This is a genomic window from Leptospira fletcheri, assembly GCF_004769195.1.
Classification (GTDB): Bacteria; Spirochaetota; Leptospiria; order Leptospirales; family Leptospiraceae; genus Leptospira_B; species Leptospira_B fletcheri.
On sequence record NZ_RQET01000008.1, the window covers coordinates 52799 to 77211 of the forward strand.

Annotated in this window: 25 protein-coding genes; 13 read left to right on the top strand and 12 right to left on the bottom strand. The window is 48.7% G+C overall.

Annotated elements, in window-relative coordinates; translation table 11 throughout:
• Positions 1 to 65: 65 nt before the first annotated feature.
• Positions 66 to 728, bottom strand: coding sequence for a lipoyl protein ligase domain-containing protein (locus EHO60_RS11080; protein WP_135768266.1), 663 nt, complete (start codon positions 726 to 728; stop codon positions 66 to 68).
• A 12-nt stretch (positions 729 to 740) separates the two neighbouring features.
• Between EHO60_RS11080 and EHO60_RS11085 the strand changes: the two genes are divergently transcribed.
• The 3 genes from EHO60_RS11085 (at position 741) to EHO60_RS11095 (ending at position 2672) form a co-directional block, all read left to right on the top strand.
• The gene (locus tag EHO60_RS11085; RefSeq protein ID WP_135768267.1) at positions 741 to 1274 is read left to right on the top strand and encodes a type II toxin-antitoxin system antitoxin SocA domain-containing protein; all 534 of its coding nucleotides are present in this window, start codon (positions 741 to 743) and stop codon (positions 1272 to 1274) included.
• 13 nt (positions 1275 to 1287) lie between these two features.
• Positions 1288 to 1644 carry an aspartate 1-decarboxylase gene (gene panD / locus EHO60_RS11090; protein WP_135768268.1) on the top strand — a complete coding sequence of 119 codons (357 nt, stop codon included), beginning with the start codon at positions 1288 to 1290 and terminating at the stop codon, positions 1642 to 1644.
• Between the two features lie 179 nt (positions 1645 to 1823).
• Positions 1824 to 2672, top strand: a complete 849-nt coding sequence (locus EHO60_RS11095; RefSeq protein WP_135768269.1) for a hypothetical protein — start codon at positions 1824 to 1826, stop codon at positions 2670 to 2672.
• Between the two features lie 84 nt (positions 2673 to 2756).
• Here EHO60_RS11095 and EHO60_RS11100 read toward each other — a convergent pair whose 3' ends face one another.
• Positions 2757 to 3002 carry a hypothetical protein gene (locus tag EHO60_RS11100; protein WP_135768270.1) on the bottom strand — a complete coding sequence of 82 codons (246 nt, stop codon included), beginning with the start codon at positions 3000 to 3002 and terminating at the stop codon, positions 2757 to 2759.
• A gap of 82 nt (positions 3003 to 3084) precedes the next feature.
• Positions 3085 to 3510, bottom strand: coding sequence for a hypothetical protein (locus EHO60_RS11105; RefSeq protein ID WP_135768271.1), 426 nt, complete (start codon positions 3508 to 3510; stop codon positions 3085 to 3087).
• Here EHO60_RS11105 and EHO60_RS11110 point away from each other — a divergent pair.
• Both EHO60_RS11110 and EHO60_RS11115 read left to right on the top strand, forming a co-directional pair.
• Entirely contained in the window at positions 3509 to 4990 is a 1482-nt protein-coding gene (locus EHO60_RS11110) for an HDOD domain-containing protein (RefSeq protein WP_135768451.1), read from the top strand. The two genes, EHO60_RS11105 and EHO60_RS11110, sit on opposite strands and share 2 nt — an antisense overlap.
• Positions 4977 to 5774 carry an ABC transporter ATP-binding protein gene (locus EHO60_RS11115; protein WP_135768272.1) on the top strand — a complete coding sequence of 266 codons (798 nt, stop codon included), beginning with the start codon at positions 4977 to 4979 and terminating at the stop codon, positions 5772 to 5774. The genes EHO60_RS11110 and EHO60_RS11115 overlap by 14 nt, the downstream gene beginning before the upstream one ends.
• A 3-nt stretch (positions 5775 to 5777) precedes the next feature.
• Here the strand turns inward: EHO60_RS11115 and topA are convergent, their stop codons facing one another.
• From topA to EHO60_RS11140, 5 genes are all read right to left on the bottom strand, one after another.
• Positions 5778 to 7622, bottom strand: coding sequence for a type I DNA topoisomerase (gene topA / locus EHO60_RS11120; protein ID WP_135768273.1), 1845 nt, complete (start codon positions 7620 to 7622; stop codon positions 5778 to 5780).
• Positions 7623 to 7664: 42 nt separating this feature from the next.
• Positions 7665 to 8513, bottom strand: coding sequence for an oxygenase MpaB family protein (locus EHO60_RS11125; protein WP_135768274.1), 849 nt, complete (start codon positions 8511 to 8513; stop codon positions 7665 to 7667).
• A gap of 240 nt (positions 8514 to 8753) precedes the next feature.
• Entirely contained in the window at positions 8754 to 9683 is a 930-nt protein-coding gene (cysK, locus tag EHO60_RS11130) for a cysteine synthase A (protein WP_135768275.1), read from the bottom strand.
• A 160-nt stretch (positions 9684 to 9843) separates the two neighbouring features.
• A complete protein-coding gene (locus EHO60_RS11135) occupies positions 9844 to 10923 on the bottom strand; it encodes a hypothetical protein (RefSeq protein WP_135768452.1) in 1080 nt (359 codons plus the stop codon).
• The gene (locus tag EHO60_RS11140) at positions 10923 to 11483 is read right to left on the bottom strand and encodes a gamma carbonic anhydrase family protein (protein WP_135768453.1); all 561 of its coding nucleotides are present in this window, start codon (positions 11481 to 11483) and stop codon (positions 10923 to 10925) included. The genes EHO60_RS11135 and EHO60_RS11140 overlap by 1 nt, the downstream gene beginning before the upstream one ends.
• Before the next feature lie 111 nt (positions 11484 to 11594).
• Between EHO60_RS11140 and lepB the strand changes: the two genes are divergently transcribed.
• Complete coding sequence (gene lepB / locus EHO60_RS11145) at positions 11595 to 12152, top strand: signal peptidase I (protein WP_135768454.1); 558 nt, start codon at positions 11595 to 11597, stop codon at positions 12150 to 12152.
• Here the strand turns inward: lepB and EHO60_RS11150 are convergent.
• Positions 12149 to 13819, bottom strand: a complete 1671-nt coding sequence (locus EHO60_RS11150; protein ID WP_135768276.1) for a dolichyl-phosphate-mannose--protein mannosyltransferase — start codon at positions 13817 to 13819, stop codon at positions 12149 to 12151. The genes lepB and EHO60_RS11150 overlap by 4 nt on opposite strands.
• A 183-nt stretch (positions 13820 to 14002) precedes the next feature.
• Here EHO60_RS11150 and gap point away from each other — a divergent pair, with 183 nt between their 5' ends.
• The 7 genes from gap (at position 14003) to EHO60_RS11185 (ending at position 20307) form a co-directional block, all read left to right on the top strand.
• On the top strand, positions 14003 to 15010 hold the full coding sequence (gene gap, locus EHO60_RS11155; RefSeq protein WP_135768277.1) for a type I glyceraldehyde-3-phosphate dehydrogenase: 1008 nt from the start codon (positions 14003 to 14005) through the stop codon (positions 15008 to 15010).
• 3 nt (positions 15011 to 15013) lie between these two features.
• Positions 15014 to 16201 carry a phosphoglycerate kinase gene (locus EHO60_RS11160; RefSeq protein ID WP_135768278.1) on the top strand — a complete coding sequence of 396 codons (1188 nt, stop codon included), beginning with the start codon at positions 15014 to 15016 and terminating at the stop codon, positions 16199 to 16201.
• Between the two features lie 40 nt (positions 16202 to 16241).
• Positions 16242 to 16994 (top strand): triose-phosphate isomerase, encoded by a 753-nt coding sequence (gene tpiA / locus EHO60_RS11165; protein ID WP_135768279.1) that lies wholly within the window; start codon positions 16242 to 16244, stop codon positions 16992 to 16994.
• Between the two features lie 112 nt (positions 16995 to 17106).
• Entirely contained in the window at positions 17107 to 17481 is a 375-nt protein-coding gene (secG, locus tag EHO60_RS11170) for a preprotein translocase subunit SecG (protein ID WP_135768280.1), read from the top strand.
• Complete coding sequence (gene lenA, locus EHO60_RS11175) at positions 17420 to 18184, top strand: endostatin-like outer membrane lipoprotein LenA (protein ID WP_246028276.1); 765 nt, start codon at positions 17420 to 17422, stop codon at positions 18182 to 18184. The genes secG and lenA overlap by 62 nt, the downstream gene beginning before the upstream one ends.
• A 4-nt stretch (positions 18185 to 18188) precedes the next feature.
• The gene (locus EHO60_RS11180; protein WP_135768281.1) at positions 18189 to 19313 is read left to right on the top strand and encodes an LIC_12097 family sensor histidine kinase; all 1125 of its coding nucleotides are present in this window, start codon (positions 18189 to 18191) and stop codon (positions 19311 to 19313) included.
• Position 19314: 1 nt separating this feature from the next.
• Positions 19315 to 20307 (top strand): response regulator transcription factor, encoded by a 993-nt coding sequence (locus tag EHO60_RS11185; RefSeq protein ID WP_135768282.1) that lies wholly within the window; start codon positions 19315 to 19317, stop codon positions 20305 to 20307.
• 8 nt (positions 20308 to 20315) lie between these two features.
• Here EHO60_RS11185 and EHO60_RS11190 read toward each other — a convergent pair whose 3' ends face one another.
• From EHO60_RS11190 to argS, 3 genes are read right to left on the bottom strand one after another with little or no spacing between them, the layout of a single operon-like run.
• Positions 20316 to 21392, bottom strand: coding sequence for a hypothetical protein (locus EHO60_RS11190; RefSeq protein ID WP_135768283.1), 1077 nt, complete (start codon positions 21390 to 21392; stop codon positions 20316 to 20318).
• Positions 21389 to 22645, bottom strand: coding sequence for a nicotinamide-nucleotide amidohydrolase family protein (locus tag EHO60_RS11195; protein WP_135768284.1), 1257 nt, complete (start codon positions 22643 to 22645; stop codon positions 21389 to 21391). The genes EHO60_RS11190 and EHO60_RS11195 overlap by 4 nt, the downstream gene beginning before the upstream one ends.
• On the bottom strand, positions 22642 to 24405 hold the full coding sequence (gene argS / locus EHO60_RS11200) for an arginine--tRNA ligase (RefSeq protein ID WP_135768285.1): 1764 nt from the start codon (positions 24403 to 24405) through the stop codon (positions 22642 to 22644). Before argS ends, EHO60_RS11195 begins: the two co-directional genes overlap by 4 nt.
• Positions 24406 to 24413 lie beyond the last annotated feature (8 nt).

Consider the following 24413-nt stretch of genomic DNA (forward strand, 5'->3'; position numbering starts at 1 on the left):
GACCTCTCTTCCTTAAAATCGGTAGATTCGGTCCGTTCTCTAAAGGAGAAAAAGCGGGAACAGGCCTAGTTTATAGGCTCCAGTTCCGATTTCCCGGCGAAAATTCTTTCCCAAAACTTAGACACAAAAGAGGACATCCATTCCCTCCGTCTGTCCTCCCCTGTATCCAAGCCGAGTTTCGAAACGGAGGTCATATTTCTCCAGTCTCCCCCGCAAGGATGAATGCACCGAAAAGCCGAAAAATCGTTGGAAAGGTTCAATGCGATTCCGTAACTCGTGAACCAGGATTTGAATAGAACACCTATGGAGAGGATTTTTCTTTCCGGATCGTCGGCTAAATACAGACCCGGAGATTCCTTCTTTTGCACCAAATCCAAGTCCCAAACTTTTTTGGAGGATTCCGCGGCGGAGCCCAAAACCGCATGTAGAAAATCGGCAATGCTCAGGTTCCGGGCCTTCAAATCCAGATGCAAGTACGCCACGATCTGTCCCGGTTCGTGAGCCGTAAAATCCCCTCCCCGTTTGATATAATGCAACGAAATTCCGTTTTTGGACAGGAATTCCGGATCCCGCAGTAGATTGCCGATATTATAATTGATCCCCGCGGTGATTGTGGGAGGGTGTTCCAAAAATAGAATCGTTTCCTTTCTTTTTGTCCTGGCCTTCTCCTGAAAAAGAATGTACCTTTCATACGGGACGGGGTGTTTGAGGAAAACCGACGGTACCACGCTTACAAATCCATGGAAAAGCTGCTCGAAGTCATCTCCTTTATCTTACAAAAATCCCCGAACGGCCGCAACCGCCAAGAGCTAGCAAAATTGATTTATTTGGCGGACGGAGTATTCTTTCAAAAATACGCCAAAATCATTACCGGGCAAAAATACATCCATTTAGAGGATTCTCCGTACGCGATGGAACTGAACCAAGCGTTGCTTCATATGAAAGAAAACCGTCTAATAGACGTACGGCCGAAATTGACAGACAAAGGAATCGCGGGATATCTCCTGACCTGGGTAGGTCTGGCCCATGAAGAGGAAGTCGATTTAAACCGTCAGGAAAAAAGAATCCTGCGAAAGGTATTGGAGAATTTCAAAGGAAGCGTAAACGACGAAAACAGGGTGTATCCGAACCTATACGAGAACTACGTGATCACTCCCCTGTTTTCCGAGATCAAATTCAGCAAGGAAACGATGAATACCAAAATCCATTTCTTTAAGAGAAAAACGCTTTTGAATATCTCCGGCAAAATATTTAAGGTACTTTTTAGCGAGTAGGTAAGGCGAAAGCATGCTTATTACAGTTTGCAAGGGCAAAATACACCGCGCCACGGTAACGGACGCCGATCTGAATTATGAAGGCAGCCTGACCGTAGATATGGATCTGGTCGATGCCGCAGGGATGTTTCCCTATGAAAAAGTTTCCGTAGTAAACGTAAACAATGGGGCCCGGTTTGAGACATATCTGATAGAAGGCAAACGCGGTTCGGGAGAAATCTGTCTGAACGGTGCCGCCGCTCGCCTCGGGATGAAGGGTGACAAAGTCATCATCATCTCCTACGGATCCTTGGAGGAAAAAGACCTTCCGAAAGGATACAAACCCCACGTCGTGCTCGTAGACGAGAAAAACCACATCAAAAAGGGATAGTCCTCTTTTCCCTCGGTAGGACTGGACAAAACCGCCTTTTCGGAGGACAATACCCGGACAGTTCTTGGAAAAACGGCAATCTTTGCGGTTTTTCCCGAAAAAACCTCCGGACCGGCTAAGTTTGGAGGGGTTCCGGTCGATATTTATTTAGAAGAACCGTATTGGGATCAAGTACACGCATGAAATCCTTCGCAAAGCTTTCCTTCGCCCTACTCCTACTCATCTTGGGAACCGCCGCATCAGGACAAAATGCGGAAAAACCGGCCGCTTCGAACCAGGGGGGAGTCGAGTTCTACCCTCTCGCCTATTACGATGATCGATTGGTCGTAAAAGAAGTCTCCTTCTTTCGCAGACACGCGGACAACGGAAAAGGGGAATTCGTGGACGTAATGGTCGAACTGGAAAATCGCGACTTCGATGCGGCGAATTTTTCGGTTTACATTCTTGCGGTGAACGAAAGCTCTCTTGCAAAAGTGAACGAACACCGCGAATTGGTTCCGTTTCCTAGATGGCGCACCTACGACCTGGAAGATGATACGAAGGTGGTTAACTTCCAGAACCTAATGCCGACTCTGCTGGATAATAAGGCCGTTTGGGGAGACCAACGTTACGCAGAAATCAAAAAGAAATACGACGACAAGATCACCAGAGGGGAAAAAGCGAAACTAGGAAACCCTTCCTTTAACGAGCTTGTGCATTACCTGACGAACAATCCCCAAACCGCTCTTCCGATCACTCTATACGGAGAGACGGGTCCGACAAAGGATAAGGTACTCGTCAGCAATTACGTTCCTCAGACGGCAGAAGATCTGCAAAAGCAACGTCACGACTCCTTGAACAAACACACTTACACGATATACAACGCGAAATACAAGACTACGATCTTTTCCCACCACTATACGGAATACCGTCCGGGGTATTTTACTTTCAACAAGATCGCTGTTTTGATCTTCAATCCCCAAAAGGAAAAAAACAAATTGGTTTTCCGGCGGATCATCAACATCGATGGTTTGAAATTGGTGGATTAACGAAAGAAGGAAAGCTCGTAAGCAACGAAAAGGGCCTCCTACGAGGTCCTTTTTGCTATCCTCTCTCTCTAAGCGGGAAATTTTTTAAAACGGGGAAGAATCTCTGGGCTTTTTATAACGATCAATCGTTCCCGGTACGAATCGGGTGGCCCATTGGTCTCGGTTGATATTCTTTTCCACCCAGCCTTTTCCGTGGTCCCAACGGCCGTCGGACAGGAAATCGAAGAAATAGGAGGAATTCATGAACCGGTAGGAATCCATGATATCTAAAATATCGCGTTTTTCAGGTTCATCCTGTGGGGCGTCTTCGTAGTAGAAGCTGCTATCCATTCCTCTCAAGCTTATCCTGGTTCCACGGCAATGTCTATCCTTATTTAACAAATAAGAATATAAAAAAGACCGCCGACCGAGGTCAATTTTCGTTTCCCTGACCTACCGCCGGAGAAAAAGAGGGATCCTCACTTTCTCCTTCCTGCCTAGGGCACAGAAAAGGCAAGTATTCCTGCTCTTTGCCTTCGGAAAGTCCCTTTTCCCCGAATTTCTTCCTTCTTCCCTTCCGAACGCTTTTGGCGGTACGCATCGTTTCCGCTTCCCGTAAGAGTTCGTTCAGTCTCGTTTCCAGAAAAAACTGGAGTTCCTCCTGGAGGCCTAGATCGGTTTTATTTTCCGCAGATCTTCCTTTGGAATTCTCTCGGTTCGGTTCCATCTCCATCTCTTTCGACCTCCGGACAGCGGTAAGTATATCTCCGCTCCCGGACAAACGGTTCGGAAGTCGGAGGGTCAGAGCGGAAATTTTTTTCTTGCGAATCAGGAGTTGAGACTTACATTTGAAGGGCATGTTGAACGTCCCCGAATCCGCGGAATCCCTTGCATCAGGGAAAGAAATCGACATAGAATATCGATTCCTATCCGACGAAGACCACCAGCAAATTTACCTCCTGCTCTTACAGATCCTAGGTCATTTGGACCGTCTTTTCCTCACGGAAGTGATTTCCACGATCCTGAAAGAGCTTCTGATGAACGCGAATAAGGCAAACGCCAAACGGATCTTTTTTCTGTCCGAAGGTCTGAATATCAACGAACCTTCCCAGTACCAAAAGGGGATGAAGCGGTTTTTGGAGGAGATCATCCACAAATGGGACGAGCAGGAATCCGTCCTGAAAGGCTCGAACTTTTCCGTCAGATTGCGAGCCAAGATCTTGAACCAGAATCTGATCTTCCTCGTGGAAAACGATGCCCCCCTCCTTCCCCAGGAAATGGACCGGATCAAGGCCCGATTGGAATCCGCCAGTAAATTCAACGATCTTTCGGAAGCGTTTTTAACCATGGCGGACAGCCAGGAAAGCGCAGGACTCGGTCTGGTTCTCATACAGCTCCTACTGAAAAACTCCGGAATCGGAATGGATAAATTCAAGATAGAGACGGATGGAAAGCTTACCCGGGCTACCCTGGTCGTGCCGAAACAGATCGTCCCTCTGGAAGTCACTACCAAGTTGAAGGATCGGATCTTTACGGAGATAGAAGGGATTCCCCCCCTACCGAACACTCTGACTCGGATCATCAGTCTGTGTAACAACGCGGATTCCGACCTAGGGGTGATCGCAAACGAAATAGAAAAAAATCCCGCTTTGAGCGCGGACTTACTGAAGCTTTCCAATTCCGCGGGTTTTGCCAGTAGGAATAAAGTGAATACAATCGTGCAGGCCGTAAAAGTGGTGGGCCTGAAGAACGTGAGGAATCTTCTCTACGTTTCCGGAGTCAGAAAAATCATGGAGGGAAGATACACGAAGCTCCAGGAAGTCTGGAACCACTCCAATCTCACCAGTTATTTGGCCCGCCAAGTTTCCCAAAGAGCGGGCTTTTCGAAAATCGCGGATATCGCCGCCGCAGGTGCCCTTCTCCATGATCTGGGAAAACTCGTACTCTTGGCTTTGGACCCCGCGTTATTCCGAAAATTAAGCGCGTATCAAAAGCATAGAGACCTGAGCAGCTCCACGATTTTCGAGGAGATTTCCATCGGAATTTCTCATCCTACGTTAGGAGGAATGCTCGCGAAAAAATGGGATTTTCCTCCCGATCTCGTGAGCATGATCGAATTTCACCACCGACCTTTTATGGTATCCAAGAGTATTTATGCCGACTTAGTGGAAACCGTTTATCTGGCCAATATGATGACGGATTTTCTCGAGAGAAAAGTCACGTATTATGCGATCGATTCCAGCATCCTGAGAAAATTCGAACTGGATGATAAGAGGAAATTCGAGGACACCTGCGAAAAGTTGTCCAAAGCCTACGAACGATCGAATGAAGAAAATTGAATCTTCTTTGTTGACTCTGAGGGGAATTCGTTTTCTTCGATCCGGAATTCCGATCCTGGACGGAATCGATCTGGAAATCGGCGCATACCAACACTGGGCTCTTTTAGGTAGAAATGGAGCCGGCAAGACTACCTTAGTCAATCTGGTATACGGAACGGAATGGCCCACCGAGGGGAAAATCGAATTGTTCGGAAAAGCGTTCGGAGAAGCTCCTCTGCAGGAACTCCGCACCCGGATAGGCGTTCTGGATTCCTCCCAACAGGAAAGCGCTCTCCAAAGAAGCCTAACCGTTTTCGACGTACTCCTAACCGGTTTTTTTCATACCATCGGTTATTATCGGGATCCGAGTGCCTGGGAAGAAAAAGAGGCGGATCGCATTTTGGAAGAAAACGGAATGGGAGCCAAAAGGAAGCAGTTGTTTCGAACTCTCTCTTCCGGAGAAAAGAAGAAAGTCCTTTTCTTACGCGCCATGTCCACCTCTCCCGACTTCGTAATCTTGGACGAACCCTGCTCCGGTTTGGATCTCACCGCAAGAGAGGAATTCATCGAATTTTTGATTTCGTACAAAAGAAGACGGGACTTCACATCCATCTATATCACCCATCGTTTGGACGAGATCCCTCCTTTCTATGAGCACGCGGCAATCTTAAAATCGGGTAAGATCCTGTATTCCGGCCGGATCGAAAATGCGTTCACCTCCGAGAAGCTGACCGATCTGTACGATCGCAAAGTGGTTTCGGAAAATCGGAACGGTTCCTGGGTGACGATCACGGAACGGTCCTAGGACTTATAAATATTCCGCATAGTCGCATTCCGGAAAACGGGAACACACATAATATTCTTTTTTTCTGGAGGATCTTTTTCTCACTCTGACTCCCTTTCCGCATACCGGACAAGTTCCGTAACCTAGTACCGTTTTCGGAACGGTTTTCCGTTCCTTGGAGACGGATTTGGAGTCGGTCCGTTTGAGTGTGGACTCCAGTTTGGAATAAAAACGCTTCAGTACCTCGGAGCGGGAAACGGATCCTTCCGCGATCCGATCCAACTCCGACTCCATTTCGGAAGTGAATCCTTCCCGGAATAGATCGGGAAAGACTTCCTGCAGAATGGAATTTACCCTTTCGCCCAGGTTCGTGGATAAAATGCCGGCCTTATCCGAGATCGTATATTTTCTTTTATAAAGAGTTTCTAATATATTTGCGAACGTGGAAGGTCTTCCTATCCCTTCCTTTTCCAATCTACCCACGAGCGTGGCTTCCGTATATCTAGGAGAAGGTTCCGTAGTCTTTTTTTCCACCTTCCAGGTTTCGGGAAGGAGGGATTCCCCGATCTTCCATTCCGGTTTTTTTTCCGCTCTTCCTCCATATACGACCCGATAACCGGGAAACTCCGTTCGTTTGATTTCCGCCTGCCAAATTTCTCCCCCTGCCTCCGCCGAAAATCGAAGCTGATTCCATCTTTCCGGTTTCATCTGAGACGCGACAGCCCGCTTCCAAATCAGTTCGTAGAGTTTTTTCGCGTCCTTACTCAAGGCCTTGTCCGAAAGAAAGAAGATTTCCTCGGAAGTCAGGGAAGGATCCACGGGACGAATCGCTTCATGCGCATCCTGGGCCTTTGCTTTTCCCTTGGATTTTCGATGGGAATCCGTTCCCTCCGCCACGGATTCCTTCCCGTAGGAAAGAGCCGCTTGTTTTCTCAGTTCGATTTTGGAGTTCGTCGAAATCCGCACCGAATCCGTCCGCATGTACGTGATTAATCCTTGGCGCTTCCCCCTTCCCAAATCCACTCCTTCGTACAGCAACTGCGCGAGCTTCGAAGTCTTAGCAGCCGGAAATTTGTACATTCGGAAAGCGTCCTGTTGCAGGCTCGCAGTGGTGTATGGAGGAGGAGGCAATGTTTCTCCTTTTTTCTCCTTTCTCTCCGTGACTCTCAATCTAGCTCCGGACTCCGAAAGAAGAGCAGCCAGAGAAGCCGCAGGCCCCTCCTCGGAAAATGCGCCTTCTTTTCTCCGAAACAGAACGAATTCGTCCTTTTCCGTTCCGAAGCGAACCTTAGAGTTGACTTCCCAAGAATCCTCTGGCACGAAGGAACGGATCTCCTCTTCCCTCTCGCAGATCCATTTCAACGCTACGGACTGTACCCTTCCCGCCGAAGTTCCGGAAGTATACGCCTTCCATAAGAACGGACTGATTCTATATCCGATCAGTCGATCCAGAATCCTGCGCGCCACTTGCGATTCCACCAGATCCAAGTCCAGATCCGTAGGTTCGCCTAATGCGGATAAGACGGCGCTCTTGCTGATTTCCCGGAATCGGACCCGACGAAGTGCGGATTTTTTACCGATCCTTTCCCATAGCACCGAACCGATAAATTCCCCTTCGCGGTCCGGATCCGTTCCTATGAAGATGTGCTCCGCCTGTTTCGCGGCTTTCAGAATCGGAGCCAATACCTTTTTCTTTCCGGGCAAAAGCTCATATTCCGGCAGAAAATCCGAGCCGAGGTCGATCCCGAGCCGATCGTGAGGGAGGTCCACGAGATGCCCGAAGGTTGCGAGCACGATAAAATCGGATCCGAGATACGAGGACAAGGTTCGGGCCTTGGCGGGAGATTCGACTACGAGAAGTTTGGTCATTGAAAGGAATGAGTCGGAAAACCTCCGGCCCGCTTGTACTATTTACCTCGGACCCAGGTTTTCAATCAAATATCCGTCAGGATAACTCGGGCTCTTTCTCTTCGTCACGTAGAAAGGTTTCTTTCGCGGAGGCCACAGAAACTTAAGCAAAAACGCGCGTATTTTAAAGGTCGCTATCGTAAGAAATCTCAAAACGGGATTCGGATCGGAAAACCCCATCGAGGTACGCAAAGGAGGATCCATCAAGGAAAACAGGGCTTGGGAAACCAAATAATGGACTCCGGGAAGATTCGGTAGCCTACCCACCGCGATACGAATGGTGGCCGCACCCAATCGCATTCCTTCCGGAGTCTTTTGGAAACGATCCTTTTCGAAATTCCGATTGAACTTTTCCATTTCCTCGTACGTGCGGGGAAGATTCTTGATGTTCATTCTTTCTCCGATCTGTCTCCAGAGATGGAAATTCGCAAGCTTTTCCTTAGGAGAGGATTTTCTCCATCCGAAGCGATCATTCCAGCGAGCCGGTTCGAAAATGAACGTAGTAAGGGTATAGAGAAAATCCTCGTTCTTGATTCCGTATCGTTTATGAATCTCGTTCAATCTGTCGATGGCACGTTTTCCACTGTCGCTATCCAACCCGTTTTCCAGAAATTCCCCTAGGATCAGAGTGGTATCGTCGTATCTCTTCTGCCCGAAATTTTCGAACTGCTTTGTGGCGTCCAGAATCTTGGCGATAGAAGGAATCGCATACGTGCGAAAGAAAGCCAGACCCAAGGAGATCTCCACGTCTTGCGGGAAATCGTAACTACCGGAAAGAAAAGCGATCTTGTGACAGTCCTTTTCCGGATCCAATTCCGAAATTTCTCTTAAAACGCGAAAACGATCGAACATGGTTATTAATCCCGAATGTATTCTCTTACTAAGCGAAAGAGTTCTGGAATCAAATGGGAAAGGACGAAGGAATTACACAAGAATTTTTTAATATTTCCGTCGGTTGGAAATCAAACGGAAAGAAGAATTTGTTTTATATAAAACTATTTCCGGAAAAGAACCCGGCGAAAGCCGGGATTTTGTAGGGTTCTTTTTTAGGGCGAGCCGCTTTCGAAAGAAAGCGGCGAGTATCAACCGTTGTTAACCGTTAGAGGGAACGGGAAACAAACCTTCGATGGAAAGGTATCTTTCTCCGGTGTCGTAATTGAAAGTAAGGATCGTAGCTCCCTCGGGGAATTCCGGAAGTTTTTTCGCAACTGCGGCAAGAGCTGCTCCGGAAGAAACTCCCAGAAAGATTCCTTCTTCCCTAGCGGCACGTAGAGCAAAAGCGAAGGCTTCGTCTTTGGAAACCTGTACGACTCCGTCTAAAAGATCAGTGTGTAAGTTCTTGGGAATGAATCCGGCTCCGATTCCTTGGATCGGATGCGGTCCGGGTTTTCCTCCGGAGATGACGGGAGAAGCTTCCGGTTCGACTGCAAAGACTTTCGTTTTCGGAAACTTCGCTTTCAGCACTTGCGCGACTCCGGTAATGTGTCCTCCGGTTCCGACTCCGGTGATCACCGCGTCCACTCCGTTCGGAAAATCCTTTAGTATCTCCGCCGCGGTCGTTTCCACGTGGATTTTGATATTGGATTCGTTTTCGAACTGTTGCGGCATCCAGGAATTCGGATTTTCGGATACCAATTGTTTTGCTCTTTCGATCGCACCGGGCATCCCTTTTTCGCGGGGAGTGAGGTCGAATTCCGCGCCGTAAGCAGCCATGATCCTGCGCCTTTCCACACTCATGGACTCGGGCATGACCAGAATCAATCTATATCCTTTTACGGCAGCTACGAGAGCCAGACCGATTCCGGTATTTCCGGAAGTCGGCTCGATAATGACTGTATTTTTGGTAAGTTTACCGCTTTTTTCCGCATCCTCGATCATGGAAAGAGCGATACGATCCTTGATGGAACCGCCTGGGTTGGATCGTTCTAATTTCACATAAACGTTATGCTTGGAATCGAAGAGACGATTGATCTTCACATGAGGAGTATTTCCTATTGTCTCTAGGATATTATTTGCTTTCATTTCCTTTTCCTACCTCTGAAACATTGCTCTCTGCTTGGCTACTATATTAGAAGGGTTTTTCAATATATCAAATATTTTCAATAAAAAAAGAGGGGATTCCTGATTTTTTCCGTCATTCTGGTGGATCGGGCCTTCTTCCGATCGAAAACGAACCCCAAACTCAAACAGACCGGAGAACGATCGCGGACAAAAAAGCCTCCGTTTCCGAACCCCAAGAAAACCCGAGCCCTCTGTATACCGCATACAACGTAGAGATGTGAACGTTGGAGTCTCCGGGAGTCGCGGCATACCCTCGAACTTCCCTACCTTGCACTTCCAGCGCGTTGGTGGGAAAGACCGCATGGGAAAAAATTCTACCGTACAAACCTCGATCCCGTCCGGAAGAAAAAATCGAATTCGTGGAAATCAGTTCCGTCACGGACAAAAAAGGATCGGTCGCTATCCTTTGCAGAATCTTTTCCCGCCGGGTTTCCTTTTTCAACCTCATCCGAAAACGGATCAAGTGCATATAGGGAGAATTGATCGTGATCGAAGAGGAACTGATTTTCAAACCGAATCCCAAGGGCTCGTAAACTTCGTTTAACAATCTTCCGTGATGCGTTCCTGATTCGGATTCTGGAAGAACCAGAAGCGGCCCGGTCACGTGGGGATCGTTCTTTGCCATATCTGCGTCCCTCCGGATCACGAAAAAATCCGCCTCTTCCAGAATGGAGGGCAATTCGGAGGGCTTTTCTTCATAAAAAGGGCGCAGGATTCCGGCTAACGTATGAGTATTACAGGTGGAAACGTGCAGAAATCTGGGAAGGTTCCCCTCCAACAGAGGAGCGCTTTCCGGATACAGAAATTGGGGACCGAATTTGTGCTCGCTTCCCTGCGCGATAAACAGACGGATGTGACCGTACTCCGAAGTTTCATATTCTCCGATCCGCTTCTCCGCGATTCCCGGCGGAGAAGAATCGCAGAGAACTTGAGAGCAATCCAAGGCTTCTTTTTTGGAAACCCAATGAGGGAAGTACTGTCGGACTCCGTTTTCTCCATCGTCCACTAACTCCGCGCCTTTTTCGGATAAGGACAATAGCTGAGGAATTTCGGACTTTTGCAGGCGGAAAGGTTCCACGAAGACCCGAAAACCTCCGAATCTAGACTTTAAGAGTAGCAGAAGGGAGGCTAAAGGCCAACCTATGACTCCAGTTCCCCTCAAATACGTTCCCCGATCGGGAAGAACTTGTCCGGGTTCCATCATTCGTAGCTCGGCCGGGAATAGAACGGGTCGTTCATATAGTTCGTTTTGTACTTAACGTAATTTCCCGTAGTACGAACGATGATTTCCCTCTCCTTATCCGTAATGTCTCTTACGATTTTTCCGGGGGAACCCATGACCATCGCGCCCGGCGGAATTTTTTTCCCTGGAGTGACCAAGGCGCCGGCGGCAACGAAGGCGTATTCCCCCAATTCCACTCCATCCATCAAGGTCGCCCCCATTCCTACGAAAGAATAATCCTGTAAGATGCATCCGTGAATGGTGGCACGGTGTCCGATGGAAACGTGGTTTCCGATTTCCACCGGATATACGTCTCTCGCAACATGGATCACAGTCATGTCCTGGATATTCACGTTCTCTCCGATACGTATGTAATTCACGTCCCCGCGTACCAGAGTCTGGAACCAGATAGAGGAATCCTTTCCGATAGTGACATCGCCCACGATCTGGGATCCCGGAGCTAAAAATACGCTGTCATGGATCTTAGGACGTTTTCCTAAATATTCGAGCACAGTTCCGTGACCGGCAAAATCTACCATCTGGGTCTCCCTTACTTTCCTTCGAATCGCTTCCATGGTCTCCCGCACAACACCGTCCCACAAGTCGAAATTCCTTTTGACCGTCGAGACTGCGGAAGAAAGATGGGGAGGATGTTCACGGCTCACAAAGGTTTCGGCGAAAAGGAAAAGAAATTCGACAAAAAGAGATTCGCAAAACTGTTCGGAATTTCACTCGGGTTAGGCATAACGATCGCGCTCCTACTCCGTTCCTGGGTTCTATTTCCCTATTCTCCGGAAACCTCCGAGATGAATCCGGCGATGCCGAAAGGAAAGCGGATCTATGTATTACGTTGGATCCGACCCGCTTCCCTATTTTTGGGCGACGTGGTTTTGGCGGAACATCCTTCCCAACCGGGAAAAGTGGTCTTGGCTCGGATCGTAGGCAAGCCGGGAGACACGATTTCCATGAGGGAGAAAGTATTATATCGAAATAATATTCCCGAGACGGAAGGAAATCTCCCCTACAAGATTTCTCATTCCGATTCTAGGAATCCTTTTCCTTCCTCCCATTCCAACCGGGACAATTTCGGTTCCGTGTTGGTGGAAGATCGAAATTTCTTCCTGCTCTGCGACAACCGGGATGACTGCCTGGATTCCAGGGACTTCGGTCCGATTCCGTTCGAGAAATTCATCGGAAAAGCGCTTTAGATCGATTCCTTTCTCCGAAAAATCTCGAAATGAGAACCGGTGATATCCTCGAAGGAAGCTACGGAATCATATTCCTTTTCCAACCGTTCCTTTAGGTAGGACCATCTCCGTTTTTTCTCCCCCTCTTTCCATTGGATCGGATCGTTGGAAACCACGATGAGATCGAAGGGACTCCGGTCCCATTCCGAACCCAGGCGTTTTCTTAAAAATTCCTGCTCGGGAGTACCGCTCCAGAGACCATAATCCAAGGTAAAGAAGGAATCGAACTCCAAGCCGTATCGAAGTACTGCGGCCAGAGAGAAAGTGGAGCTGTCCAAACAAAGGTACGAGATTTTTTCGTGGGTGTTTCGCAATTCCGGTACGATCCGATCCAACTCTTCGTAGAGCCGGAACGGTTGCCACCCTTGCGCTAACTTGGGCCCGACCAAACCGTTCGCCCGGTACATTCCCAAAGTGATCTCCTGCCTTCGGAAAGACGCGTACAGCAATGCGAGAAAAAGTAAAATCCAGGCGTGGGTCTGGAGGGGTCTATCCCGACTTTCCATCTTCAGGTGCCGAGCCGTCGTCTCCGCTCCGAAGCCGATCAAAATCGCAGCCATCACCTGCAGGATCGTCCAGGCAGGAATCAGATAATAGTGAAATCCCCTTCTTTGGATCCAGTAACAAAGAATTCCCGCTGCTAAGAAAGAAATCGAGAAAGGAACTTCTTTGTATTTCTTCGTCAAAACAAACGCTAGAAATACGAATACGAAATAACCTCCGAATTTCTTTTCCCTAGCGTTGCTCAGAGGAAGAAAAAATTCCGATGGAGAAAAAGAAGCCAAAGAAGAGATGGCGGATTTCCATGAGGGAAGAACCCACCAACGATTGTGGGATTGCACGTTCCAGTACAACGCGTCGAATACCGCTTCCGGTTTTCCGGAAACGACAGCCGGCCAAAATAAGAACAAAAAAACCGCGAAGCCTGCCGGAATGCAAAAGAACAAGGATCGGACCTCGTTCTTTTTCAAACGGAAAAAAACGGACCGTTCCTGCGAATCGGAATCCTTCCAAATTCGGAACGATTCCTCTAAAAGTGCGAACCCGAAAAATAAACCGAAGAAAGGTTTGATCAGTACGGAAAAGACGAATAAAGCGGAATAGACCGGAGCGAAACGAAACAGTCGCGCCCTCCGTTCCTCCGCTCCTTTTTCCGAACGAAAAGAAAGTATGTTCCAAAAAACCAAAAGAGGGAAGAGAAAAATCGTTTCTCTCTGAAAACTTCCGTACGGAGCCGCCTCTCCAGGAAGGGTCAAAAAGAGAAGACCGCCTGCAAAAGCGGAGAAGGTTCCGAAATTCCGGTACAAATACAAAACCAGAAGCGCATCACATGCGAGGATCCAGACCAATTCGGAAAGTCGGATCCCGAAATCTCCGGTTCCGAATCCGGCCATCAGGAGCAGATTGGTCCAATGCGTCCCAGGTAGATTGAACGAATAGAAATCCAGGTAGGGCAATTTTCCGCGGAGGATCAGAACCGATTCCGCACGCAATTGGGACGCGTCCAAACTCAAATACGCAGGCCAATGTAAGAAAGAACCGTAAAATTCGATCAGGTTCTTGAGAAAATACGCGGCGAGCCCCAAACCGAGCGCAAGAAATAGAAACTGGATTCTCGAGATTTTCATGCGGATGACAGTTTGGGAAATTCCTTTTTCCCTCTCTCCATTTCAAGTAAAATGGAGGTTTTGTGCCGTTACGGGCTTAAAAAAACGGATTTTCAGGAAGGTTTTACCCTGAAAATATGTTCCTTGAGCGGGTTTTCAACGCGCACAACTCCATAGAAAGGCCAAAGGAAAAAAGGGAAGAACATGACAAGAATCGCTATCAACGGTTTCGGAAGGATCGGAAGACTGGTCTTCCGCGCCGGTATCAAAGACCCGAATCTCGAATTCGTAGCTATCAACGACCTCGTAACGCCGGATAACCTGGCATATCTTTTAAAATACGATTCTACCCACGGTCGCTACAACGGAACGGTGGAGCACACCGAGAAAGAATTGATCGTGGACGGAAAGAAAATCCTCTGCGTCTCCGAAAGGGATCCGGAAAAACTCCCCTGGAAAGACCTGAAAGTGGATTACGTTGTGGAATCCACCGGTCTTTTCACGGACAGAGTGGGAGCGGAAAAGCACCTGAAAGCGGGAGCCAAAAAAGTGGTGATCTCCGCCCCCGCCAAGGACAAAGACATTCCAACCTTCGTCATGGGAGTGAATAACGAAAAATACAATCCTTCCGCAGATCATGTGGTTTCCAACGCGTCCTGTACCACGAACTGTCTCGCTCCGATCGTAAAAGTCGTACTGGACAATTTCGGAGTGGAAGAAGGACTCATGACCACCATTCACGCCACCACCGCTACCCAACCCACTGTGGACGGTCCCTCTAAGAAAGACTGGAGAGGAGGACGGGGCGCAATGCAGAATATCATCCCTGCTTCCACCGGTGCCGCCAAGGCTGTGGGTCTTTGCATTCCGGAAGTCAACGGAAAACTGACCGGAATGTCTTTCCGCATCCCGGTTCCGGACGTTTCCGTAGTGGACTTGACGGTTCGCACGGTCAAAGAAACCAGCTTGAAGGAAATCTCCGCTAAGATCAAGGCAGCTTCCGAAGGAGCGATGAAAGGAATTCTGGGATACACCGACGAGATGGTCGTTTCCAACGACTTCCTGAGTTCCACCCTGTCTTCCGTCTTCGACCACGATGCGAGTATCGAACTCAATTCCAGATTCTTTAAATTGGTATCCTGGTACGACAATGAGATGGGATATTCCAACCGGGTATTGGACCTGATCCGCTACATGGTCAAAAAAGGCTGATAGATGCAATTACCTAGACTCGAGCAAGAAGAGCTAAGGGGGAAGCGCGTCTTCCTCCGAGTCGATTTTAACGTTCCTCTGGAAAACGGCAAAGTAACCGACAAGACTAGGATCGAAAAAACCCTTCCGACCATAGAACTTCTGATCAAGAAAGGCGCGAAGATCGTCATCGGAAGCCACTTAGGTCGTCCGAAAGGAAAACCGGATCCTCAATTTTCCATGGAGCCGGTATTCGAAGTGTTTCAAGGATTGGTTTCCGTTCCCGTATTCTTCTCGAAAGACGTGGTCGGCGAGCAAGCGAACCAACTCTCCAAACAATTGAAGGAAGGGGAAATCCTCGTTCTGGAAAATCTTCGGTTTCATAAGGAAGAAGAGGAAAACGAAGCAGGGTTCTGCAAGAAATTGGCTTCACTCGCGGACGTTTATGTGAACGACGCCTTCGGTGCCGCTCATAGGGCTCACGCTTCTACGGAAGGAATCGCTCACCTGCTTCCTTCCTTTGCCGGACTTTTGATGTACAAGGAAATCACGGAACTCTCCAGCCTTCTCTCTAGGCCTGCCAAGCCTTTCGTAGCGATCATCGGCGGTTCCAAAGTTTCCTCCAAAATCAGCGTGATCAAAAACCTCATCGATAAGGTGGATCATATCCTGATCGGAGGCGGAATGACCTATACCTTCCTGAAATCCAGAGCCATTCCGGTAGGGAACTCCCTGGTGGAAAGGGATTTCGAAGTGGAAGCATTCCAACTGATCGAACGCGCGGGGGTTGCAGGAGTGGATTTCCAACTTCCTGTGGATCATATCATCGCGGACAAATTCGACCCCAAGGCGAAAACCAAGACGGTCGATAAGATGGGAATTCTGGACGGCTGGATGGGAATGGACATAGGTCCCAAAACGGTTTCGAATTACGAAAAAGTAATCAAAAACGCCTCTACCATCGTCTGGAACGGTCCTATGGGAGTTTTCGAATTCGACAAATTCGCGGAAGGAACCATGGCGATCGCTAAGGCGGTCTCGAAATCCAAGGCCAAAACGGTTGTCGGAGGAGGAGATTCCATCGCAGCGATCAATAAAGCCAAAGTGGAAGATAAGATCACTCACGTTTCCACAGGCGGAGGCGCCTCCTTGGAATTTCTGGAAGGAAAAAAACTTCCGGGAGTGCAGGCTCTTCTGAAACAGCCGGAGTAATAATCCGCGAACCTCTAGAATATTAGGAAGGAAATAGAATATGCGCCCGAAAATCATCGCAGGGAACTGGAAAATGAACCTCTCGGAAAAGGAAGCCCTTGCCTTGGCAAACGGTCTCCGGGAGAAACTTCCGGCCATCCGAAAAGAAAAGCGGGCCTTAGTATTTCCTTCCGCCGTTCATCTCGCCTCAGTAGCTAAAATCCTGGAAGGAAGCGGAATCGACGTAGGGGCACAGAACATCTATCCTGCTTCCTTGACCGCCATGACCGGAGAAACCAGCCCAGATCATCTGAAAGAATTCGGAGTCAAGTTCGCATTGGTAGGACATTCCGAGAGACGCCAGTTTCTAGGAGAAACGAATTCTTTCTGCAACCAGAAAGTCCGTTATTTGGCAGAGAACGATTTTACGGTCGTGTATTGCGTGGGAGAAACCCTTTCTGAAAGAGAAGCAGGCCGGACGTTCCAGGTACTCGGCGCACAGATCCGAGAAGGTTTGGGAAACATCACGAGCGGACTGTTTCCCAAAATCTGGGTTGCCTACGAACCCGTTTGGGCGATCGGAACGGGAAAAGTCGCCACCCCCGTCCAAGCCCAGGAAGCGCATTCCTTCCTGAGAAAGGAAATAGCGGCGCTTTTTCAATCGGGAGAGGATGTGGCAGCGTCTCTTCCGATTCTATACGGAGGCTCCGTAAAACCGGACAACGTAAAGGAACTGCTTTCCCAGCCGGACATAGACGGAGGGTTGGTGGGCGGCGCCAGCCAAAAGCTCGAAAGTTATTTAGGACTTTTTTAATCCCTTCTTTCGGACGGTTTTTAATTGTCAGGAGGCGGAGTCGCCGTACTTTGGATGAGAAGTATGTCCGGAACCTTCGGACCGACCCAAAAACCTTAGGAAGTTTCTCAGCATGGGATTTATAACCGGAACGATTCTAGTTCTATTCGTTTTCGTGAGCCTTTTTCTGATTTTGCTCGTAATGATTCAGACCGGAAAAGGAGGTATGGGAGGCGTTTTAGGCGGGGGTGCCAGCCAATCCGTATTCGGTTCTTCCACTGCGGATGTTTTGACCAAAACGACTCGGGTTGCCGGCCTTCTTTTTTTGGCACTTTCTCTGATTCTTTCTTTCCTTTTCGCAAAATCTAGTGGATACAATACGACTCCGGTTCCGGAAGTCGTGCCTGAGGCCTCTGCTCCGGTCCCGGAAAAACAAGGAGGAAACGATGCCCCCACTGTTCCGACTCCCCAGAGCACGACTCCCCCGACTGCACAGCCCAAGCCGTAAGCGCTCCTTGGGAACCCGCCAAAGGAGAACAGAACAGTTCCTCCTTTGGTCGTCCTTCTTTCTACTCCTCTTTTTTTCCCCTATCCTTTCCCAATCCCAAGGGGGAACTTCCTCGTCTCCCTCAGGAACCGCTCAGATCTTAAACCAGAGAATTTTGAAAGCGTACGAAAGCTTAGGAGTCGCAAGGGAACTTCTGAAATTCGAAAGAATGGAAAGCCTTCCCCAAGGTACAGTGGTTTCCTGGGTGGGGACCTTCCCCAATCGAAAGGGGGTCAAGATCACGAAATTTTCCGTGACCCCGTCCAGAAGCCCAGGAGGAATCGAACGATCCGAGGAGAAATCCATTCTTTTGGAGTTCAACGGCTCCACCCTGTCCAAGGTGGAGTCCGAAATCAAGACCGCAAATTATGCGACAGAGGACACCACTCTGGTGCGAATGACGGACAATACTCCTTTGGACAATAATGTGGACGACCTGCTGATTTATGCGGATCGAAACGGTAGGGCTGCGGAGTATCCTTTGAATTATCTGCCGGACGAAGGCGTGAGCCGGGAACGTTCCGAATTCAAAAAGGAATTTTACCTAAAACTGATCGAGGATTTTTTCATTCAGGTTCTTCGGATCCAGGAAATGCAAAACCAACAATCCGCGAAAAATCAAAAAAAATTACTGCAAACTTTTAAAGAATCCCTAGAATATTGACCGGATGTCATCCCTGATGGAAAACCTCCAAGACCGAGCGGAGGAACTCCAAGCGATTCTAGACGGAATTACGGAACCCCTGGTTCTCATCGATCCCGGGTTTCGGGTTCGCCGTGTCAATCGCGCTACGCTGGAGTTCTCCGACGAATCGGATTTCCCGTCCGTATTAGGAAGGAAATGCTATGCCCTCTTATACAATCGGTCCGGCATTTGTCCTTTCTGTCCCATGAAGGAACATCACGAAAACGAGGCAGACTTCAACCGCGAATTCGAAGGAAGGAACGCGATCGGACGGGAAGTCTTTCATGTGATCAACGACCAAAAGGAAACCCTTTATTTGGATTTCTTTCCCATCAAAAAAGAAGGAAAGGTCGTTTCGGTGGTGGAAAAAATCAGCAATATCACCAGACTCAAGGAAAAAGAGGACGAAAACCTACGCATCCGGAATCTGGCCTCTCTCGGAACCTTTATTTCGGGTGTAGCCCACGAATTGAACAACCCCTTGACCGGTATGAGCCTGACGCTCCAAAATTTAATGAACAATCTCTCTAGCGTGGATCCGGATTTCTTCCGGAAACGATTGGAGATGATCAAGGAAGATTTGACCCGTGCCGCTATGATCGTTGCGGACATCATCAGTTTCGCCAAACCGGACAAGTTGGTAACAACTTCCGCAGATATCTACGAGACGATTTTGAAAGCGAAGGATTCCGTGATTTGGGTTTATCCGGTCCTATCCAAGAATGTAGAATGGGAGATCTTGGGAGAGCCGGGCACCTATTTTCAATTCAATCCGGTCAAGATGGAAAGGCTTTTCATTAACCTGTTCAAGAATTCCCTCCAAGCGTACGACTACGGCGAGGGCAAAATCCGCGTAGAGATCCGCCGGACTAGGAATATGCTGCACGTATTCGTGGAGGACACCGCCGGCGGAATTCCAGAAAGCATGTTGGATAAGATCTTCTCCCCTTTCTTTACCAAGAACAAATCCGGTATCGGTACCGGGTTAGGACTATCCATCTGCCATTCCATCGTCAGAGAGCATAGCGGAGAATTGACCGTACGTTCCTACAATCGTAGGACTAGATTCAGAGTCTCTCTTCCCTTAGAACAGCCCAGAGGAAATTAAATTGTCCAAACATAGAATACTGGTAGTCGAAGACATACATTCCATACGGGAAGCGATTAAGGATATTTTAAACCGCGATTACCAGGTCTTCGACGCGGAAAATTACGACGAGGCAGTACGTATCCTTTCCTCGGAGCCGATAGAGTTAGTCATCACCGATATACGAATGCCGGGAAAATCCGGTCTGGATCTGATCAAGACCATCCAGAAGGATCATCCGAACGTACTGTATTCTCTCATGACGGCCTACAACATAAACGACTATATCAAATTCGCGTACGAACACAATATCTGGAATATCATCCCGAAATATTCCTTTTTGGACATCAATCTGATTTCCGTAATGGTACGCAAACTCCTAAGTAAGGACATATTCGGAGTGGAAAAGTACTTCGGCCCGGAGTTTATCCTGCTCGAGCAAGAACAGGACGGGTTCGCCCTTCCCCCGGAAGACGGTGTGGTGTTTCAAAAAGTGAATTCGGATGAGGAAAGAAATTATTTCTGCAACCGGATCGCCAAGTATTTGATCGAAAAAGGAGCTCCCAACGCGGTTCATCAGATTCTGGAGGAACTGACTTCCAACGCGATGATACGAGCCCCGAGAGATTCTAAGGGGAACTCCAAATACCAGTTCGAATTGCCTTCCCGGGATCTGCTCGTTCCTCTGGAGAACATACAATTGGCAGAAACGGATTACTTCGAGATCGGTTACGGAATCGCGGAGAATTCCTACATCATCGTAGTCCGAGATCACTTCGGTTCCTTGAACAAAAAGGAAATCCTAAAGCGTCTGGATAGACATATTACCGTGGAGGATACCAGCGGGTTGCCTGCAGGACTTGCGGATTCCCACGGAAGGGGTCTTTACATCTGTCGGGAAATTTCCGACCAATTGATCTTCAATATTGCGAAAGAAAGAAAGACCGAAATCATAGCCCTGTTAGACAAACAAACGAACAAGGGATACAAATCCCTGTCCATATACGAAGTTTGAGAAGAAACCTAACGGGTCCATTCCCGATATAGCAGGATCTCCTTTCCGCTTTCCAGAAAAGCAGAGCGGGGTTCCTCCGCGGAAAAGAAACGCAAAGGTTTGTCCGCGGATCGGATCCGGTCTTCCTTTAACAGATTTCCTTTTTCGTCCATAAAATATAGGACTCCTTCCGCTTCGCCCGCGAACCAAGCCCCGGAATGAAAGACGGTTTGGTATACCGAATTCGCCTTGGATCGTTTTTTCTCCAGGATGGGTTTTCCGTTTCGGGAAAAAAGCACCAGCGCTTCCGGTAAGCCGGCCAGAACCTCCCCCTCGGGAGATACGGCAAGAACCAATTTGTGAGGATAGACCCGGTTCAGATTCCATTCCTCCTTTTTCTTTCCGCTCCGGTCGTAGATGCGGATACTGTCGCGGTTTCCCTTCAGAAAATGAACGGCCAATACATTTCCGTTTGCGGAGATCGCCAGGCTCTTTGCAAACACCGGCTCTTTTTCCTCCACGGAATCCTTGAATAGCAATTCGCCTTTTCCGCCTAACAGGAAGAGTTCCCCTCCTGAAAAAAGAACCGAGCTTTCCCCGTTCGCGGCAAAGGAAATATCCGTCAAAAACCGTCCGTCCAGTTTTTTGGCGCCAGCTTCGTTTCCATTAATATCAGCGATCAAAACCTGATTGTTGTCTCCCGAAAGAAAGAGAATCAAATTTCCATTCGGATGAGTTCTAGGGTAGCTTCTATATTCTTTGGTCCAAAGACGTTCGCCGGATTCCGAAAAGAATTCCGCCGTGGATCCGATTTTCTTATATGCCCAGTAGCCTTTGGAGGAAAGAGGATATTCGATTCTGTCCGTATCGTTTATCGGGATTTCCGTTCCGTCCGGAATCCGAACGTATTCGGTTTTCGTTTTATAGCCGTTTAGTTTTTTTTCCGGTTCAAAAGGAAAACGGGGATCCGAAAACATTCCCAGCTTCGCTTCCTTGTTCCAAGCCCAATTCTTTTGCAACCCTCTCGCCGCCGCATAAGGGTTCCCGAGAAAAAAATAAAATCCGAGAAAGAAAACCAAAGACAAGCCGAAGATCTGCGGGATCATGCGTCGTTCCTCAATCTGTTATATAGTAAATACAGAGATGTCGTCGCCGTCGCGTCCCGGAACAAATCCCGTTTAAAAGGAAAATACAATTCGTGTACGATCGTGCTTTTTCCTCGGACATGGATTCCGATGAATACGGTTCCGACCTTCTTCGTAGGAGTTCCGCCGCCAGGACCGGCGATCCCAGTGATACTGATTGCAAGATCCGTTTCCAACGCCTTCGCCGCGCCATCCGCCATCTCTTCCGCCGCTTCGCGGCTCACGGCTCCGTACGTATCCAAAGTGTTTTTCCGGACTCCTAGTTGTCTTACCTTCACTTCGTTCGCGTAAGAGACGATCGCTCCTAAAAAGTATTCCGAAGATCCAGGTCTGTCCGTAAACAGTTTCGCAGTCAATCCGCCCGTGCAACTTTCCGCAGTTCCTACGGTGAGTTTTCTTTCCAAAAGCAGTTTCGGTAGTTCTTCGAACACGTCTCCTGTGCAGATTTCCCCGTATTTTTCTCGCGTGGCCCGAATCAGTTCCGAAACGACTTCAGGCTTTGCAGATTGGTACGTGACTCTTAAAAATCCTCTTTTCGCAGCCACTCCCCAAATCGCTTTTCCTTCCTGCAAAGCGGGGATCCCTTGTATAAATTCCTGCTGAAACGTGGACTCGCTCATTCCCCAAACGAAAAGAAAATCCGAATGTAGTTCTCCCGGTCGAAACATCTGTTTCAATACCGGAGCGAGATGAGAGGAGAACATGGCGGTCATTTCTTTCGGAACTCCGGGCATACAACCGAGATGGCTACCCGGAGAAAGTTCCACCCAAAATCCGGGAGCAATGCCCACACTATTCGGAAGAACCTCGGATTTGGACGGAATCGAAACCTGCCGGATCGCGGTTTTTAGATTTTCTTCGAACAATCTTCCCCGCAGTCTATAGATTGCCTTCAATCTGTCCAACGCCGTCGGATCTTCTACGGGGGAAGAGTCCGTTAATTCGCAGACCACTTGCAATGTGTAATCGTCTTCAGTGGGACCCAATCCTCCGGTCATAATGACGACGAGAGGATTTTCTTGGTCCCCTTCTTTCGCAAGAGAGCGCAACTCGCTCGCGATCCGCTCGGGCGAATCCGGAAGTACCAGGAATTTTTCCACGGAAAATCCGAGTCCGAACAACTCGTTTGCGATCCAGGAGGAATTCGTATCCTGACTCCTACCCGCCGTCAGTTCCGAACCTGTGGAGACGACTACGAATCTAGGGGATTTCATGCTTCCTTTTCCAGACGATCCGGGGCCGTCACACCCAATAGACCCAAACCGGAAGAGAGTGCCTTTTGCGCGAAGATACAGATCCGCGCCAAGCCTGTCCGTAAAGACTCTTCCGAATCCTTGAGTCTGTTGTTTTTAGCGATGTAAAACTGGGTGAAGGATCTTGCCAGGTTTTGAAGATAATTCGTAAGCCGATGCGGTTCCAAGCTGTTCGCGGCGTCCAGAACCTCCTCCGGAAAACGCGCCGCCCAAAAAAGAAGGCGCTTTCGTTCCTCGGTCATTTCCAAATCGCGCAGCGCGGCCGCGTCGGAGTGGGTCCCTACTTCGCGAAAGATGGAGCAGATCCTAGCGTGAGCATACTGAAGATAGAATACCGGATTTTTGTCAGACTCGTCCTTGGCCAGATCCAAATCGAAGTCCAAAGGAGAATCCAAGGATCGCATTACGAAAAAATAACGTGCCACGTCGCGGGCATGTTTTCCTAAATACCCGAGTAGATCCTCCATTGTCTGGAATTCTCCGGCACGCTTGCTCATCTTCATCTTTTGACCGGCCATGAGTAGGTTTACCTGCTGCGCGATGATCACCTGGAAATTTTCCTTAGGATATCCCAGCGCCTGCACCGCTCCCGCCAATCTCGCGATGTACCCGTGGTGGTCGGGCCCCCAAATGTCTATGATCTTATCGTACTTTCTTTCCACCTTATCCAAATGATAAGCGATATCGGCCAAAAGATAAGTGGGGCGTCCGTCGTCCCGAACCACTACCCTGTCCTTGTCGTCTCCATAGTCCGTGGAACGGAAGACCTGTTTGCTCTCCTCTTCGAAGATCTTTCCGGAATTCTTCAGATTCTCGAGTACTCCTAGGACTTTTCCCGAATCGTGAAGCGTAGTTTCGGAGAAAAAACGATCGAACTCCACTCCGAACAGGTCCAGGTCCTTTCTCTGCCAGATCAGATTCGATTCCACCGCCCAACGTGCGCATTTTTCGGCGAGAGTCCAGTAACTACCGTCGGTCAGGAGGGTCCGGATCTCACCCCCTCTCGCAGGATCGGTTAACAATGACTTTGCGATTTCCTTAAGATAATCCCCCCGGTATCCTTCCGAAGGAATTACGTTTTTCTGAAGTAATTCCTCCAAGGAACGTCCGTCATCGGATTCCTGGACGGAACCTACTTCTCCCAAACTTTCCCGGATCCTCACCAAAGTGGAAACCCCGAGTAGGAAAACCTGGTTGCCGTAGTCGTTTACGTAAAATTCCTTTTCCACACGGTGGCCGACCGCCTTCATCAAATTCGCCAAAGCGTCCCCGGTCGCCGCAGCTCGTGCCGAAACGATGTTCAAAGGTCCGGTGGGGTTGGCGCTGACGAATTCCAAACTGATTTTTTTGGGTTCGGAAACCTGAGGATAGGAAAGTTTCGACTCGATCCAGGATTCCAAAAACAGGACGAGAAAAGAAGGAGCCATCCGAAAATTGACGAACCCCGGCGGGGTAAAATCCACTTTTTCGAAGAGTTCCGATTTACTTTCCAAAAACTTCACGAGGATGGCTGCGGTTTCCAAGGGTTTTCGGCCTAATAGTTTGGAATTCTCTAAAGGGAAAGAAGTGGAATAGTCTCCGAAGGATTCCTCTCTGGAATACTCTATACGAATTTTCAGATCCTTCGGATCCAGATGAGGAGCTTCCGTTTTGCAATAGTGTAAAACGGCTTCGTTCAGCGCGGAGAGTACGGTTTTCTTAACGGTTTCCGTTTCTTTCATTCTAAGAT

Bases quoted from the DNA above. Each gene is read 5' to 3' on its own strand.
- EHO60_RS11085 (WP_135768267.1), top strand. From the start codon at position 741: ATGGAAAAGCTGCTCGAAGTCATCTCCTTTATCTTACAAAAATCCCCG.
- panD (WP_135768268.1), top strand. From the start codon at position 1,288: ATGCTTATTACAGTTTGCAAGGGCAAAATACACCGCGCCACGGTAACG.
- EHO60_RS11095 (WP_135768269.1), top strand. From the start codon at position 1,824: ATGAAATCCTTCGCAAAGCTTTCCTTCGCCCTACTCCTACTCATCTTG.
- EHO60_RS11100 (WP_135768270.1), bottom strand. From the start codon at position 3,002: ATGGATAGCAGCTTCTACTACGAAGACGCCCCACAGGATGAACCTGAA.
- EHO60_RS11110 (WP_135768451.1), top strand. From the start codon at position 3,509: ATGTTGAACGTCCCCGAATCCGCGGAATCCCTTGCATCAGGGAAAGAA.
- EHO60_RS11105 (WP_135768271.1), bottom strand. From the start codon at position 3,510: ATGCCCTTCAAATGTAAGTCTCAACTCCTGATTCGCAAGAAAAAAATT.
- EHO60_RS11115 (WP_135768272.1), top strand. From the start codon at position 4,977: ATGAAGAAAATTGAATCTTCTTTGTTGACTCTGAGGGGAATTCGTTTT.
- topA (WP_135768273.1), bottom strand. From the start codon at position 7,622: ATGACCAAACTTCTCGTAGTCGAATCTCCCGCCAAGGCCCGAACCTTG.
- EHO60_RS11125 (WP_135768274.1), bottom strand. From the start codon at position 8,513: ATGTTCGATCGTTTTCGCGTTTTAAGAGAAATTTCGGAATTGGATCCG.
- cysK (WP_135768275.1), bottom strand. From the start codon at position 9,683: ATGAAAGCAAATAATATCCTAGAGACAATAGGAAATACTCCTCATGTG.
- EHO60_RS11135 (WP_135768452.1), bottom strand. From the start codon at position 10,923: ATGGAACCCGGACAAGTTCTTCCCGATCGGGGAACGTATTTGAGGGGA.
- EHO60_RS11140 (WP_135768453.1), bottom strand. From the start codon at position 11,483: ATGGTAGATTTTGCCGGTCACGGAACTGTGCTCGAATATTTAGGAAAA.
- lepB (WP_135768454.1), top strand. From the start codon at position 11,595: ATGTTCACGGCTCACAAAGGTTTCGGCGAAAAGGAAAAGAAATTCGAC.
- EHO60_RS11150 (WP_135768276.1), bottom strand. From the start codon at position 13,819: ATGAAAATCTCGAGAATCCAGTTTCTATTTCTTGCGCTCGGTTTGGGG.
- gap (WP_135768277.1), top strand. From the start codon at position 14,003: ATGACAAGAATCGCTATCAACGGTTTCGGAAGGATCGGAAGACTGGTC.
- EHO60_RS11160 (WP_135768278.1), top strand. From the start codon at position 15,014: ATGCAATTACCTAGACTCGAGCAAGAAGAGCTAAGGGGGAAGCGCGTC.
- tpiA (WP_135768279.1), top strand. From the start codon at position 16,242: ATGCGCCCGAAAATCATCGCAGGGAACTGGAAAATGAACCTCTCGGAA.
- secG (WP_135768280.1), top strand. From the start codon at position 17,107: ATGGGATTTATAACCGGAACGATTCTAGTTCTATTCGTTTTCGTGAGC.
- lenA (WP_246028276.1), top strand. From the start codon at position 17,420: ATGCCCCCACTGTTCCGACTCCCCAGAGCACGACTCCCCCGACTGCAC.
- EHO60_RS11180 (WP_135768281.1), top strand. From the start codon at position 18,189: ATGTCATCCCTGATGGAAAACCTCCAAGACCGAGCGGAGGAACTCCAA.
- EHO60_RS11190 (WP_135768283.1), bottom strand. From the start codon at position 21,392: ATGATCCCGCAGATCTTCGGCTTGTCTTTGGTTTTCTTTCTCGGATTT.
- EHO60_RS11195 (WP_135768284.1), bottom strand. From the start codon at position 22,645: ATGAAATCCCCTAGATTCGTAGTCGTCTCCACAGGTTCGGAACTGACG.
- argS (WP_135768285.1), bottom strand. From the start codon at position 24,405: ATGAAAGAAACGGAAACCGTTAAGAAAACCGTACTCTCCGCGCTGAAC.